15 protein-coding genes are annotated in these 15,560 nt (G+C 36.0%); 5 read left to right on the top strand and 10 right to left on the bottom strand.

Going from position 1 to position 15,560, the window contains the following annotated elements; genetic code table 11:
- Window positions 1-41: 41 nt before the first annotated feature.
- The 4 genes from MUB18_RS07690 to MUB18_RS07705 all read left to right on the top strand — a co-directional run bounded on the left by MUB18_RS07690 (window position 42) and on the right by MUB18_RS07705 (window position 4,791).
- Window positions 42-1,820: an acyl-CoA dehydrogenase family protein gene (locus tag MUB18_RS07690; RefSeq protein ID WP_094773215.1), complete on the top strand. Its 1,779-nt coding sequence runs from the start codon at window positions 42-44 to the stop codon at window positions 1,818-1,820.
- 136 nt (window positions 1,821-1,956) lie between these two features.
- Window positions 1,957-3,213: a YeiH family protein gene (locus MUB18_RS07695; protein ID WP_248755535.1), complete on the top strand. Its 1,257-nt coding sequence runs from the start codon at window positions 1,957-1,959 to the stop codon at window positions 3,211-3,213.
- A gap of 335 nt (window positions 3,214-3,548) precedes the next feature.
- A complete protein-coding gene (locus tag MUB18_RS07700; protein ID WP_045755211.1) occupies window positions 3,549-4,085 on the top strand; it encodes an RNA polymerase sigma factor in 537 nt (178 codons plus the stop codon).
- Between the two features lies 1 nt (window position 4,086).
- Window positions 4,087-4,791, top strand: coding sequence for a hypothetical protein (locus tag MUB18_RS07705; RefSeq protein ID WP_248755536.1), 705 nt, complete (start codon window positions 4,087-4,089; stop codon window positions 4,789-4,791).
- 110 nt (window positions 4,792-4,901) lie between these two features.
- Here MUB18_RS07705 and MUB18_RS07710 read toward each other — a convergent pair whose 3' ends face one another.
- The 7 genes from MUB18_RS07710 to MUB18_RS07740 form a co-directional block, all read right to left on the bottom strand.
- Window positions 4,902-5,468: a nitroreductase gene (locus MUB18_RS07710; RefSeq protein WP_248755537.1), complete on the bottom strand. Its 567-nt coding sequence runs from the start codon at window positions 5,466-5,468 to the stop codon at window positions 4,902-4,904.
- Between the two features lie 45 nt (window positions 5,469-5,513).
- Complete coding sequence (pepT, locus tag MUB18_RS07715; RefSeq protein WP_094773218.1) at window positions 5,514-6,773, bottom strand: peptidase T; 1,260 nt, start codon at window positions 6,771-6,773, stop codon at window positions 5,514-5,516.
- A gap of 552 nt (window positions 6,774-7,325) precedes the next feature.
- On the bottom strand, window positions 7,326-8,129 hold the full coding sequence (locus tag MUB18_RS07720) for a DUF4197 domain-containing protein (RefSeq protein WP_248755538.1): 804 nt from the start codon (window positions 8,127-8,129) through the stop codon (window positions 7,326-7,328).
- A gap of 192 nt (window positions 8,130-8,321) precedes the next feature.
- Window positions 8,322-9,158, bottom strand: coding sequence for an endonuclease/exonuclease/phosphatase family protein (locus tag MUB18_RS07725; RefSeq protein WP_045752401.1), 837 nt, complete (start codon window positions 9,156-9,158; stop codon window positions 8,322-8,324).
- Between the two features lie 178 nt (window positions 9,159-9,336).
- Window positions 9,337-10,101 carry a glycerophosphodiester phosphodiesterase gene (locus tag MUB18_RS07730; protein WP_094773220.1) on the bottom strand — a complete coding sequence of 255 codons (765 nt, stop codon included), beginning with the start codon at window positions 10,099-10,101 and terminating at the stop codon, window positions 9,337-9,339.
- Window positions 10,102-10,446: 345 nt separating this feature from the next.
- Window positions 10,447-11,094 carry an HD domain-containing protein gene (locus tag MUB18_RS07735; protein ID WP_045753849.1) on the bottom strand — a complete coding sequence of 216 codons (648 nt, stop codon included), beginning with the start codon at window positions 11,092-11,094 and terminating at the stop codon, window positions 10,447-10,449.
- On the bottom strand, window positions 11,087-12,268 hold the full coding sequence (locus MUB18_RS07740) for a class I SAM-dependent RNA methyltransferase (protein WP_045753848.1): 1,182 nt from the start codon (window positions 12,266-12,268) through the stop codon (window positions 11,087-11,089). Before MUB18_RS07740 ends, MUB18_RS07735 begins: the two co-directional genes overlap by 8 nt.
- Before the next feature lie 70 nt (window positions 12,269-12,338).
- On the opposite strand from MUB18_RS07740, the gene MUB18_RS07745 reads away from it, so the two are divergent.
- Window positions 12,339-12,713, top strand: coding sequence for a DUF3127 domain-containing protein (locus MUB18_RS07745; protein WP_021187916.1), 375 nt, complete (start codon window positions 12,339-12,341; stop codon window positions 12,711-12,713).
- Window positions 12,714-12,770: 57 nt separating this feature from the next.
- Here MUB18_RS07745 and MUB18_RS07750 read toward each other — a convergent pair whose 3' ends face one another.
- The 3 genes from MUB18_RS07750 to MUB18_RS07760 form a co-directional block, all read right to left on the bottom strand.
- Complete coding sequence (locus tag MUB18_RS07750; RefSeq protein ID WP_094773221.1) at window positions 12,771-13,763, bottom strand: acyltransferase; 993 nt, start codon at window positions 13,761-13,763, stop codon at window positions 12,771-12,773.
- A gap of 8 nt (window positions 13,764-13,771) precedes the next feature.
- Entirely contained in the window at window positions 13,772-14,941 is a 1,170-nt protein-coding gene (locus MUB18_RS07755; RefSeq protein ID WP_248755539.1) for an MFS transporter, read from the bottom strand.
- An 88-nt stretch (window positions 14,942-15,029) separates the two neighbouring features.
- A complete protein-coding gene (locus tag MUB18_RS07760) occupies window positions 15,030-15,560 on the bottom strand; it encodes a fumarate hydratase (protein WP_248755540.1) in 531 nt (176 codons plus the stop codon).

A 15,560-nucleotide genomic window follows, 5' to 3' on the forward strand; every position in this document is an offset into this window, starting at 1 on the left:
GGATCAAGTTCTTTAACCTTTGCTCTTTAATCAGAAAAATTATGAGTAACACAATTAAAGGCGGAGAATTTGTCATCAAAGAAACCTCTTACAACGATATTTTTATACCAGAAGAATTTGACGAAGAAGCAAAGATGATCCGTCAGACCTGTATTGATTTTTTAGATACAGAAGTTTTAAATAAATTGGACCGTATCGATGCTCAAGAAGAGGGTTTGATGCCAAGTTTGATGGATAAAGCGGGCGCACTAGGTATGCTAGGTGTATCCATTCCAGAAGAATACGGTGGCTTTGGCAAAAATTTTAATACTTCGATGCTGGTAGCAGATGCAGTAGGAGGAGGGTTCTCTTTTGCAGTAGCATTATCTGCACATACAGGTATTGGCACACTCCCTATTCTATATTATGGTAATGCCGAGCAAAAAGCAAAGTATATTCCTAAATTGACTACAGGAGAGTGGAAAGCTTCCTATTGTTTAACAGAACCTAATTCTGGTTCAGATGCCAATTCGGGTCGTACAGCAGCAAAGTTAAATGCTGCAGGTACCCATTATGTCATCAATGGTCAAAAGATGTGGATTACAAATGGTGGCTTTGCTGATATTTTTATTGTCTTTGCAAAAATTGATGATGATAAAAATTTGACAGCCTTTATTGTAGAGAAAGATTTCGGAGGGATCAGTATGAATCCTGAAGAACATAAATTAGGGATTAAAGGGTCTTCTACCCGTCAGGTTTTTTTCAACGATTGTGAGGTCCCTGTTGAAAATATGTTATCCGAACGCGAGAATGGATTTAAAATTGCCGTCAATATCCTAAATATTGGTCGTATAAAATTAGGAGCAGCAACGATTGGCTCATCTCGAATGGTGATCACGCAAGCTGTTAAATATGCCAATGAACGTGTACAGTTTAATTTGCCTATCTCAAAATTTGGAGCCATTCGTTATAAGTTAGCCGAAATGGCCACCCGCTTATTTGCTACCGAATCAGCAGCATATCGTGCAGGACAGAATATTGATGATGCTTACGAAACTTTAGTTGCCGGGGGTATGGATGAAGCGAAAGCAAAGTTAAAATCGGTAGAACAGTTTGCTATTGAATGTGCTATTATTAAAGTATGGTGTTCAGAGATGTTAGATTATGTTGTAGATGAAGGAGTACAAATATATGGAGGAATGGGATATTCAGCTGAGGCTCCTATGGAACGAGCTTATCGTGACTCCCGGATCAATCGTATTTTTGAAGGTACAAACGAAGTAAATCGATTATTGGTCGTTGATATGCTTTTGAAACGTGCCATGAAAGGTGAAATAGATCTAATGGGACCAGCAACAGCTGTTGCTTCAGAATTGTTGGCTATCCCTGATTTTGGAGAAGAAGATGAAACAGCATTTGCTGCAGAGAAAAAAATTATTGCGAATCTGAAAAAAGCAGGATTATTGATCGCAGGTGCTGCGGTTCAAAAATTAATGATGTCTTTATCTAAAGAGCAGGAGATTTTAATGAATATTGCCGATGTGATTGGTTATGTATATATCGCTGAATCGGCCTTATTAAGGGCAGAGAAATTGTATCATACAAAGGGATCAGAAGTAAGTGCTGATGCTACCGATATGGCTAAGATTTACTTGTATTCAACGGTAGATAAAGTCAATGTAGCAGCTAAAGAAGCACTAAATTCTTTTGCTGAAGGTGACGAATTAAAAATGATGCTAGTAGGACTACGCCGTTTTACTAAGTCGGAACCATTTAATGTGAAAGATGCTCGTCAACGTATCGCTAAGAAATTGATCGATGCAAATAAATATTGTTTTTAGGTTAAACATATGATTATAGGTTTGCAAGTCGTGGTATTTTTACCACGGCTTTTTTATTTGGTAACTTTTTCGTTTGTCTGTTGCCCACAAGGATAATATTTCTAAATTTGGGGTTTCAATATTAAAACCTATTTACATGTCATCTTCGAAATCATTCTCCTTAGCTGAGGATTGGGTAGTTGTTATTTTAGGCTTAGGAATTATTTTCTTAGCTATCTTTGGAGTTATTGTACCCCAACCAAGCTTTAGCTGGAGCAATTTTTCAGAACTTAAAGATCTCGTATTTTCAAATCATAACCTGCAAGCAATTGCTACACAATTTGGACTTGTTTTTATAGTGGCTATTCTGGGAGCGACATTATTAGGTAAATCAGTGAAAAATTTATTGATCGTATTTCCTACCGTTTATATCTTGACTATGCTAGCATTGATCCTCGCAGGGAATGCATTTGTCAAAGATTATAACCTAGAAGCAGTTATTTTTAGTTTAGCCATAGGATTAGCGATCAGCAATTTGTTTAATCTTCCAGATTGGTTTAAGAATGCGTTAAGTACGGAGCTTTATGTCAAGATCGGTTTGATCTTACTCGGCACTACCGTCATTTTTGGAGATATATTGAAAGCAGGTTTTTTAGGACTGATTCAAGCATTAGTCGTTGTGATATCGGTCTGGTATTTTGCTTTTTGGATTTGTAAAAAACTAAAAATTGATAAAGAAATGTCTTTGATGTTATCGAGTGCTGTATCCATTTGTGGTGTTTCAGCGGCTATTGCAACCTCTGGAGCAATTAAAGGAGATAGTAAAAAACTTTCCTATGTCATTTCACTTGTTTTGATCACTGCGATTCCGATGATGATTTTTATGCCTTATCTAGCCGAGCTGATGGGACTATCACAGCAGGTGACCGGTGCATGGCTTGGGGGATCTATTGATACCTCAGGTGCTGTCGCAGCATCAGGTAGTCTAGTTGGAGAAGAAGCTTTAAAAATAAGTACGATAGTAAAATTCTCCCAAAATGTTTTGCTAGGGATTGCTGCATTTGCCATTAGTATTTATTGGAGTTATTCCAAATCTGTCGATGACGAAACCAAAAAAGAAAAACCAACATTGAAAATTATTTGGGAAAGATTCCCAAAGTTTGTGCTCGGTTTTATTTTCGCATCCCTGCTTTTTTCCTTTTTAATCTCTCCCGAAACTAATGCCGAGATTAAAGGAAGTTTAAAATTTATTCAAGGACTTTGGTTTACACTAGCATTTACATCCATTGGATTAGAAACGAATTTCAAAGATCTCTTCCAGCAAGATAATAAAAAGCCCCTCTATGCATTTTTGATAGCGCAAACTTTTAATGTTATTGTTACGCTCATTATTGCACTCCTGTTATTTCAATAAGGCAGATTGAAAAATAGTTTTTAAGATTTATAAAGAAAAAGGAGAACCGACATTCAAGTTATCCTTTTCTATACCTTTAAATCATGTCAACTTATTCACCGTCTTATTGAATTTCTTTACTAAAACATGTAATGACAAGCGAAATAAGACGAATTGTTCAAAAATAAAGATGAATATATTGTTGATGGCTCACCGATATATCAATTCAGAATTATTTATTTTTTAAATTATGATATTTTGTAGTCCAGTTAGACAATATAATTTGGAATGTTTTCTTAATTTTTTATGGAATTCAGTATCTTCAAGCATCAATTTATCAAAGTAATATCCCAAGTATGAGTGAAAAGGAATTATTAATACAATATCGTATAACAGGAGATTTGGATCTTCTGGGAAAATTGTATGCTCCTTATATGTCATTATTGTATGGGGTATGTTTTAAGTATCTGCAAGATGTAGACAAAAGTCAAGATGCAGTTATGCAAATTTTTGAAGAGTTGATTCGAAAATTGCGTATTCATGAAGTTGATAATTTTAAAAGTTGGTTATACACCTTCTCAAAAAATTTCTGTTTAATGCAGTTACGCAAAGGAAAAGGAACTCACTATGTTGACATCGATGAACAAGTTGCAATTGGCAATGATTATTTAGATGAATCAGATCCTAAAGAATGGAGTGAAAGTCAATTTGAAAAATTAGAAAGTTGCATGCTGACTTTAAAACCTGAACAGGAGCGTTGCATCCGTTTGTTTTACTTGGAACAAAAGTGTTATAAAGATATTGTCGCTTTGACGGGCCTCGACATGAATCAAGTGAAAAGCTATATTCAGAATGGAAAGCGAAATCTGAAAATTTGTATGGAGAATAAGTAAAATGGAAAATAATTATCAATTATCCAGAATTCAGAACTACATCAGTGGTTTGATGAATAAAGAGGAAATGTTTCAATTAGAAAAAGAAGCATTAGAAGATCCTTTTTTGCAGGATGCCATTGAAGGTTATCGCATGCAAAAGGGAGTAGATGTGCGACAATTGAGTTTATTGCAGCAGAGACTAAACCGTCGCGTTGAACAAACTAAATCTACACGCAATGCTCAGTTTTACACTTGGCAACGATTGGCTATTGGATCCGCTGCGGGCGTCATTTTTGTCGTATTGATCGCATTTATCTATTTTAGAAATTTTACTTCACCTAGCAGTCGTACGACTGAGGTCGAATTAATCAACCCAGAAAATAAGATTGCTATTGAACCGTTGTTAACTGGTGGAGATGCCTCTCCGATAGGAGGATGGAATGCATTTGAACAGTACCTGCAAAAAAATACACAGGTAAAGGATCTGGGTGGAAAGATTGTAGTTCAATTTAGTGTTGATAAAAATGGAAAACTTACGAATTTTATTTTTGATGGACAGCCAAATGAAACTTTAAAGAAAGAAGTATTAAGGTTGATCGAGCAGGGGCCTAAATGGCAAGGTAATCAAGGGAAATTAATTATTCTTTTTCCTGCTGATGAGCATAATTTCAGTCAAGTCATAAAACCGCCACACTGCTTCGGTGTAAAAGAGGAAAGCAAGTAATATCGAAATTTTAACAAAGGTTGAAGAAGATAGTTTTTTATATCACGAAAAAGGAAAACATTTTTTTTAGGATATTAAAAAACTATCTTTTTATTGTTGTACTAACGGTTTTATTCTTCCCAACGTATTTTATCAGCAATAGGAGATCGAATAGGTTCTCTAGCTTCCGTTTCGTGGTGGCCTAAATAGAATAACCCAATGCATTTTTGATGTTCTTCCAACTTTAGGAAGTTTCCTAAATGATTGATGAGCCCCGGAGTTGCCCAATATCCACCTAAGCCCAAGGAATGTGCTGCTAGCCACATATTCTCAATAGCACAGGCCGTAGCAGCCAATTCTTCCCATTCAGGCACATCGCCAGTATAATTAACGATCAATGCAATAGCAACTTTTGATTGTGTAGCCTTCTCACCCATGGTGATTTCTGTTTTTTCCAAGTATTTTTCTGCGGGTGTGACCGCCTTATAAATACGCGAAAGTTCAGTGCCTAGACGAACAAGACCTTCGCCCTTGAAAATAGTAAAACGCCAAGGTTGCGTTCTTTTATGAGTAGGAGCAGCATTCGCCGCGTCTAAAATCGTTAAGATATCTTCTTTATTAACATCTTGATCCGTAAAATTAGCTTGAAAAACAGATCGTCGACTTTGTATTGCTTTTAAAACTTCATTTGATTGCATATATATTATTTTCTTAAGCTTCTGATATGAGTATCAAGTTAATTATTATTTTTCTTCCCAAAGAGCGGCAACATGTAATATTGTTAAAACTGCTTTTTCCATATCTTGTTCCGACACCCACTCTTGTTTTCCATGAAACGCATGTCCACCTGCGAAAATATTAGGACATGGCAATCCCATAAAAGATAAGCGTGAACCATCAGTACCACCGCGTATGCTTCTGCGTTCTGCTCTCATACCCGCTCTCGTAATTGCCTCTATTCCAATTTCCATGATTTGAGGAAATTGATCCAAGATCTCTTTCATATTGCGGTATTGCTCCTTTATTTCAAAAGTATAGCTACAGTTTGGATATTGTTCAACTATATTTTTCGCGATAGATTCCAATTCCGCTTCATGTTTTTGTAAATTTGAGGTTTTGTGATCTCGAATGATAAAGTGGATTTCTGCTTTTTCAACTGTACCAGAGATATTTGTAGGATGCACAAATCCATCTTTCTTGTTGGTACTTTCTGGGGAAAGGCGATCTTGAGGCAAGGCAGCTATAACGGCACTTGCAATTTTTATAGCGCTTTGCATTTTGCCTTTAGCAAATCCTGGATGTACTGAGACGCCATGAATAGTCAATATTGCTCCATCTGCAGAAAATGTCTCATCTTCTATTGTACCTGCTTTCTCACCATCCATTGTATAAGCAAAATCTGCGGCTAATCGTTTCAAATCGGCTTTATCAACACCTCTTCCAATTTCTTCGTCAGGAGTAAATAAAATTTTGATATCACCATGCTTGATTTCGGGATGTTGCATCAATAACCGAGCAGCATCCATGATTTCAGCAATTCCTGCTTTATCATCAGCACCTAATAAGGTTGTACCACTTGCCGTGATGATGTTATTGCCAATTTGATTAGCTAAATCAGGATGATCAGCATATTTGATTATGATGTTATTGTCATCTGGTAATACCAGATCCTGACCTTGGTAGTTTCGGTGAACTAAGGGTTTTACATCTTTCCCCGAAGAGTCCGGCGATGTGTCCATATGCGAACAGAAACATATCGTCGGTACTTTTTTATCTGTATTAGAAGGTATAGTTGCGTAGATATAACCATTATCATCCATTGCAGCATCTACAATACCTAAAGCTAACAATTCTTCAACAAGCAATTTGCCTAGGTTTTTCTGCTTCGCTGTTGATGGACAAGTAGGTGAACTTGCATCTGATTGTGTATCTATTTGAACATAACGTTGAAATCTTTCAGATACTGAAAAATCGTTGATGTTGTTGATCTCGAAGTTACTCATATACTTTTATTTCATTAATGTGATCGTACTGTACAAAATTACAAAAAATGTAACCATTAGCGAATTTTGACTTTTATAGTTTAGCATTTGTTAAATCATAATTTATTTTGTAAATTTATAAAACTTAAATTTTGATTTTCAGTATGTTGCGTTTGTTAAGAGCAATGTTTCTTCTCCTCGTTATTGTGCAGTTATTTTTACTCTTGAGTATAGATGATTCCTATCGGGAATTGGTCTATATTGGTCAATTGATTTACTTATTTATTCCCTTATGGGCATTTAGAACATCAAAAAACCGAAGATTTATGAAGAAATCCTTTCAGATATATGTAATTTTTTGTGGGCTTTACAATGTTTTCTTTGCCTTGGTCTTAATGGCAAAACATGTGCAGATAACTCCCTACTTCGGAGCAAATTTGCTCATAAAGTCTATCCTGCTAATGATTGGACTCGTCAGCATATATCAGTACAAAAATTGGTCTAGACTATTTTTTAGTTACATCAATCAAAGACATTTAAAAATGTAAGCAGAACGTAGTGTTCTGCTTCATCTTACTTTTGATTATCTGCCCAGCCAAATACTTTTGACAATAAATCTGTACTTCTAGATCCACCAATATTTTCTCTGATTTGCAGTTCTTGATCCGCTACTTTTACAAATAAGCCATCAATTGCTTTTTGTGTCACGTAACTCGTCAAATCAGTTTCTACTTTTTTCGAAAATGGAAGGTTATTATAAGCACTAGTCAATTGATTCCAATATCCGGATACATTATTGGCGCCCATTGCTTTGTCGATAACCGGTGAAAATTTTGAAGTTAATTCATTAGATGTATTCGTTTTGAAAAATGTTGTCGCCGCATTTTGATTGCCACTCAATAAGATGTTGTAAGCATCTGTTATGGTCATTTTTGATAGGGAATTAGCAAAAACAGTACCCGCTTCACTTACAGCTGTTTCTGCAGCTCTATTCATGCTGCTTATAAATTGATCACACAAGGAACCCATACCGACTGCTCGCAGTGCTTTTTCAACTTTTTGTGCCTCCGATGGCATTAATATTCTAACAGCAGCATCACCCAAAAAACCATCCTTTGCAGACAAAATATTTACACTATTTTTCAAGCCCTTGCTCAATGCTTCTTTAACACCTAAAGTAGCTTCTTTTTTAGTAATATTTATTGGAGCATTTGCTGTAGTTGTTTTGGTAGTTGTACTATCTGTAGATTTTTTATTTTGATCAGTTATAGCACTTAGGCTTTTTTTTAATTTCGAAAGCCCCTTCGATTGTGCTTGAGAGTGAGTCGCAAATAATAACCCTGAGGCAATCAAGGCGTATGATAAGATATTCTTCATGTCTATTTTTTTTGTAAACTTACAAATTAGAACCTGAAATGACTCAAACGTTTAATAAGGAGACTTATTATTTATATTAACGCTTATCAATAGCAAGCTGGAATAAAACCAAATGTAACTTTAAAAGGAAAGGTAAGTAGCCACCAAAGTGTCAAATTGTGTCAGGTTTTAATCTGACACAATTCAAATCATTTATAATATCAGATCAATCGTCACAGGAAAGTGATCCGACGGAAATTTTCCTTGATAGGTATCCGTCAGTATAGCATAGTCTAAAACCTTTATTTGAGGTACAACAAAGATATGGTCAATGCGTTCTTTAGGTTTGATGCTTTTACCCCAACCATTAAAAGACGAGCTAGGTTCGTAACGACGAGGGCTCACGGTATAGCTATCAACAACTGTTTTACTGTTTGCCAACGTGAAATAGGCTTCATTATGTTCATCAACATTAAAATCTCCGGTTAAGATCAGTGGCAGATTTCCTGCCAACTCTTTTGCTTTAGCCAAGATTAATTTAGCACTTTCTTTTCTCGCTTCTATACCTACATGGTCAAAGTGGGTATTCATAAAAATAAATGATTTTCCACTTTTTTTATCTTTCAAGACCACCCAAGTACAGATCCGTGGTAATGCGGCATCCCATCCTTTATTCGGTTGCTTAGTATCAGTAGCTGACAACCAAAAGGTACCACTCTTCTTTGCTTCAAAGCGATTTTGATTATAAAATATAGAAGAGTGTTCTCCTTTTTCCGCACCATCGTCACGACCAACACCCACAGATTTAAAATCCGGTAGACGATCCTGTAGGTCCTTTACTTGTTCTATAAATGCCTCCTGTATTCCAAAAATTTCAAACTGATGATATTTGATCAGATTGGCAACAGCATCTTTACGCTCATCCCACATATTTCCGGTATCATGATCATTTTTCTGTCTGATATTATAGGTAGCTACACGCATTTGTTGTGCGATGGAATAGGATAAACCTGTAATTAAGATAAAGAATGTAAAAATAAGTTTTTTCATTAGCATATAGTTTTATGTGTGTAAAGGTCAGGAGTATTTTTATAAACATTTACACGAAGGTTATTATTCAGAAGTTGCGGTCAAGGCATGATAATTAGCCTCAGTCCATTTTAAGCAATGAATGGATCATAGTCAGAATTCATTATTATAAGTTAATGACTATGATCCTTTATACATATTACTTCAGTAAAGTCTTTAACAATTCAGGCTCGTTGGTCGTGATATAATCAATCTTTTGGTCAAGTAGTGATTTCATATCAGATTCCGCATTGACTGTCCAAGCGTTAGTGGTTAATTTCAATGCCTTTGCCTCTTGCAACCAAGTTGGATGTTTCGTGAACACACTCAGGTGATAGTCGATACCTGTCAGCCCATCTTTTTTGATTTGGTCAGGAGCAATATCGCCATTTAAATAGGATACTTTAGCTTTCGGATCCAATTCATGAATCTTTTTACAGGCATCATAACTGAACGCAATATATTCTGTTACTTTTTCAGCTTTTAATTCTTTTACTAACGCAACAGCTTTTTCAGTAGCTTCCAGTGTACGCTCTAACCCTAATTTGTTTGTTTTTAATTCCAAGATTAATTTTAGTCCCTTAAGTTTTAAACCTGCCTTAATAAATTCTTCAAGCGTAGGGATTTTTTCACCATTCGGATGTGTTTTAGCTAATAAATCTTGATATGTGGATGTGGCTATATCAATTCCATAAAAATCGTTGTCATGATTGACCACGAGAATATTATCTTTTGTTAAGTGTACATCGTATTCAGATCCCCAAAGATTAAGCTCTTTAGCTGCCTTTAAAGAAGCGATCGAGTTCTCTGGTAGCTTAGTGTTTTTAAATGCTCCACGGTGAGCAATAATTTTTGTTTGTGCTGTTAATTCGGAAATTCCCATAACGGCCATAGCGGCAAGGATTACTAAAACTTTTTTTTTCATCAGATATATTACTTCGTGAGCCCGTAAGCTCGGTTTGTGACTTAAAAAGGAACGATCATGTGTCTTTTATTTATCTAGACCTTTAAGCGTGATTAGCTCATGATGGTTTCATGCTATAAATCATTTGGCTATTGCCATAATGTTAAATCATGCACCATTCATGACAGATTAAGCAGATTTTTAGTTTGAAATCTCTCCAGTTTCTGGTGAACACTCTTACTTTATAGATTTTTGAAAATTAAATTTAAACAAAAAAAATGGTACCTAGATAATGATCAATTCAATCATCTAAAGTACCATTTTTTTATAATCTCCTAATTAAGGAAATATTAAGTTTTATGTATCTTATCTTTTACCTTCCCACTCCGCGTAAAACTCATCTAAAAAAGAAAGCATAAATGCATGTCTTTTTTCGGCAATTGCTTGAGCAGCTTTTGTATTCATTTTATCCTTTAGCAATAAAAGTTTCTCATGAAAATGATTGATTGTAGGTGCTTCAGAATGTTTGTAGCTTTCTTTATCCTGATATTCTTGAACAGCAATATTAGGGTTGTACATTTCTCTGTTTTTGTGTCCGCCATAATTAAACGCTCTGGCAACACCAATTGCACCGATTGCATCTAGGCGATCAGCATCTTGAACGATTTCAAGTTCCTTTGAGTGGAAAGCGATTTCTCCTAGACTTGCTTTAAATGACATGTTTAAAATAATTTTTTGAACATGGTCAATAACCTCCTTATCTAGATCCAATGATGATAAAAATTCACCGGCAACACGCGGACCAATGGATTCATCTCCATCATGGAATTTACTATCCGCGATATCATGAAGTAGAGCAGCTAATTCACAAATTTGGTAATCCGCATCTTCCGTTTGAAGAATTAATTTTGTGTTGTTCCATACGCGTTGGATATGAGACCAATCATGACCAGATTCAGCAAATTTTAATCTGTCCTGTACAAATGCAACCGTACTTTCAATAATCTTATTCATAAATTACTTTTGGTTTTTCTCGAGTTCCCTCGTACAATTCGTATTCTAATAGACGACAATCCAGTTTACCGTTATAAAATTCTACCTTTCTGGAAGCACGTAATCCAATTTTCTTTGCAAGATCAGGATTTCCAGTAAAAATATAACCTCTATAACCCTTGCAGTTTTGTTTTAGAAAGTCACCTACACGTTTATATGTTAATTCCAGTTGACTATGATTACCAAGGCGTTCACCATATTCTGGGTTAAATATAGCAATTCCTTTTTCTTCTTGCGGTACAGTTGTATCTGCAAAATCACAAACTTGAAAATCAATCAGCTGATCTACACCCGCTGTCTTGGCATTCATGATCGCAATATCTACTGCCTGCTGCGAAAGATCCGAAGCTACAATTTTTGGATTTGCTTTTTTGTTGACCTGTTCTTTCAGATTTCTTCTCTCTTGAAAAAACACCTCTTCGTCATACCCTATAAAGTGCATAAACGAATAGTTCATGCGGTAAAGGCCTGGACGACGATTGGTCGCGATCAATGCCGCTTCGATTGCCAAAGTACCTGAACCGCACATTGGATTGACAAAAGACGACTGACCATCCCATTTAGAAGCTAAAATTGTGCCAGCAGCTAATGCTTCTAGCATCGGTGCTTTTCCGGGATGTTTACGGTAGCCATGCTTTGCTAATGTTTCACCAGATGAATCGATGAAAACCTCGGCACGATCATCTTTCCAATACAAATGCACAACAGCTTTATTACTGTCAGAACCTGAGTTAGGACGGATGTCTTTCTTTTCTTTGATACGATCTACAATAGCATCCTTAACCTTCAAATTTGCAAATAATGGCGTAGTGATTGTTTCATTATCCACATTCGAAGTCACAGAGAAATATCCATCAAAAGCAATCAGTTCTTCCCAAGCGATGTTTTTCAATTCATCGTATAGCTCTTGAGGGTTTGATGCCTTAAATTCTTTGATAGAATATAAGATCTGCGAAGCCGTACGCAAGTTTAAATTTAATTTAATCGTTTCATTCAAAGTGTTAAATAATTCTACACCAGTAGAGAATGAACGTTTGATCTCGAAGCCAAGTTCTTCGACTTCTTGTTGCAAATAAGGAGAAAGTCTCTTATTGCAAGTGATGATGATTTTATTGGGGGTGTTGAAAACTTCCATAATATTTGTACAAAGTTAGTTAATCTCTTACTCAAAAAATGCTTATTTTTACGGTTTAATATTTTTGATTATGGAAATTAGAGGAAAAGTACACGAAATAGGTGCTACGCAACAAGTAACAGAGTCATTTAAAAAGCGTGATATAATCGTGGCTTACGCTGAGAATCCGCAGTTTGTTGAATATATTCGCTTTGAAGCTACTCAAGATAGAACATCAATTTTTGATGGTTTAACAGTAGGTGAAGAAATTGAAGTTTCTTTCAATTTACGTGGTCGTCCTTGGACAAATAAAGAAGGTGTAACAACATACTTCAATTCATTAGTTGCTTGGAGAGTTACAAAATTGGCCAATACTGCCGCTTCAGCTCCTGCTCCAGGTTATGCTGAAATGCCAGCTCCAGTTGACTTGTCAGGTTCAAATGACGATGATGATTTACCTTTCTAGTCCTGCGACAATCTAAAATATAAAAAAGCTTCAATTGATTCAATTGAAGCTTTTTTATTAGCCTGAAACGTATTTACCTAGCGGTATCTTACGAATACTATAAGTGAGTAGTATACTGATTAAAAGTGTAATAAAAGTCGCTAATGGAATCTTTAAAAACGTTCCAACTGGTAATATCGGATGTACATAATTTAGTATAAGAATATGACAGAGGTATATACCAAAGCTATATTGGTCGATCCAAATGGCCCATTTAGGAAGTGTCCTACTTTTTGATACGGATTTGATAAAAATAAATAAACTAGCTGCTATAAGAACAGTATTAGGTGATAAGTACCCATATAAAAGAGGGCGAAACTCATGCGCATTCAAACTCATTGTATAGGTAAAATAGGAAGTACCCCATGCGGTAATGATAAAAATACCCAAAAACCACCATTTCAAGGAACCAAAATCTTTTATGTTCAAATAATAACCTAAAATTAAGTATCCCGTGTAGCTAGAGAAAAATGTGAGATCTAATTTAGGCAGATAAGTAGGTAAGTTTTTATTAAAAATAAACAAGGAGACAAACCATAAGATCAGAAATATTTCCAGTTCTTTTGTTGTTGCATGTTGCACTATTTTTTGAAGAAAAGGAATTGCCAGATAAAGACCTATGATCATGTATAGATACCACAAATGTGCATTTGCACCATTTTTAAGTCTATAGACAATCGTTTCAATCAATTCATCTTTCCCTAAATGAATTACATCCGTATTGTAAAAGATGTAAATTATAGTCCAGAAAATAAATGGATAGCAGAGTTTAAGTAATCTTTTTTTATAAAATTCACTTGTATTTTCCTCCTTTGTCAATAGGAGAGCCCCTGAGAGCATCACAAAAACAGGGACAGAAAAGCGTGTAAAACTATTGATTAGGTTGGCATATTTCCAATCAAAACCAGCTATATCAGAGCCATTGAGATAACCCGATGAGGCATGTATCGCAATAACTGCAATAGTTGCAATAATACGTAGGATGCTGATATAGCTGAGTTTGTGTGGCATCTTATCCGTTAGTCTGCAATTGGAATACGATTCTTTTGCACATACTGTACCAAAAATACCAAAGTAAGTAAAGCGCCAATTGTCGCCATACCAACACCTACCAAAGAGGGTGTATTGTAAGCCAGTCCATAGACAATCGGAATACCCCCTAAATAGGCACCTAAAGTATTTCCTAAATTAAAGGCAGCCTGACCACCTGCAGCAGCCAATGTTTCTGCTCCTTTAGCAGTTCTAATTAACATCATCTGCGTTGGAGGACCAATAGTAAAGGAAACTAAGCCAGTAATAAAGGCCATGATATACGCAGACCATTGAAATGGAGAGATAAAAAAAACAATGACTAGACATATTGCCATGGAACTAAAACTAGCAATGGCCGCTTTTGTTGGAGAAATGGTATCTGCCAATTTTCCACCTAGAAGATTGCCAAAGAACATGCCAATACCAATTAAAACCATTATGAGTGGTACCCGATTCGCTTCAAGTCCAGATACATTGGTAACTAATGGAGCGATATAGCTGATCCAGGCAAAAAGTCCTCCAGTCCCGATGGAAATAATAGCCATCAGCAACCAAGCCTCACTCTTTTTAAAAAAACTGAGTTGTGCGATGATGTCATTGTGTTTAGAAGATTCAATTTTTGGCAACCACAGATATATCATCATAAATGTAAGCAGACCAAGAGCACTGATGACACCATAAGTAATGCGCCATGAGTAATGATGACCGATATATGTTCCGAGCGGTACACCAGCCAAGTTTGCAATGGTCATTCCCGTAAACATGATCGATATAGCTTGAGCCTCTTTTCCTTTTGGAGCTAGTCTTGCAGCAACCACAGAACCCACACCAAAGAAAGCTCCATGTGGTAATCCCGACATAAACCTAGAGAGTTGAATCGTAAAGTGAGTCGGTGAAATGGCAAATAATCCATTAAAAATGAAAAATAGCACCATTAAAAATAGCAATACATTCTTAGGTGGGTATTTTCCTGATAACAATACTAACGTTGGAGCTCCAACAACAACTCCTATAGCATACAATGCTATTAAGTGGGCAGCGGTTGGAATGTCGATGCTCAAATCTTTTGCTATATCAGGCAAGATTCCCATCATCGAGAATTCTGTCATTCCTATAGCAAGACCTCCAAAGGCCAATGCAATAATTCCTTTATTCATATTTTTTGCTCAGATAGTGACGAGCGCGTCATTAATGATAGAAAAAGCCATTTAATGATTAAATGGCTATGTCATGTTTAGTTTGTTTTTATTGCCAGCGCTTTTGTGGGACACAAATTACGTCTTTTGTTTTCCGTAAAATGATAGGGCGCTGATCATATTTATTTTCTAATACCAAAGAGTCCTTTGAATGGAAAGCAACTTTAAATCGGGGTAAATACTGCCCCTGACGGTAGCAGCCCGATAATTTTTGTTTTCCATTTTCTTTGACATATATACCATCTACGATGACACTGTCACCGCGGACAACGTAGAGGCCTTTAGCATATTCAATCCAAGAACCATTATTGTAACAACTATCTGCGATTTGTTTTGTTTTCGAATGAACATACATACGGGCATAGATCGAATCACAAGTGAAACGAAATTCAGTAAGTGTATATTGCAGCATTTTGTCCTGATGAGGAATACTATCTTGCTTCCATTCTCCTTGCAGATAGCTTGCACCTTCACTCTGCATTTCCGAATTAAACTTACAGCTTCCAAACAGCAAAAGCATACCTATTGTAACGAATAGGTATGCTTTTATATCTTTAAATTTAGTTAGATAGGACATCAT

Origin of the sequence: Sphingobacterium sp. PCS056 (assembly GCF_023273895.1) — a bacterium.
Classification (GTDB): Bacteria; Bacteroidota; Bacteroidia; order Sphingobacteriales; family Sphingobacteriaceae; genus Sphingobacterium.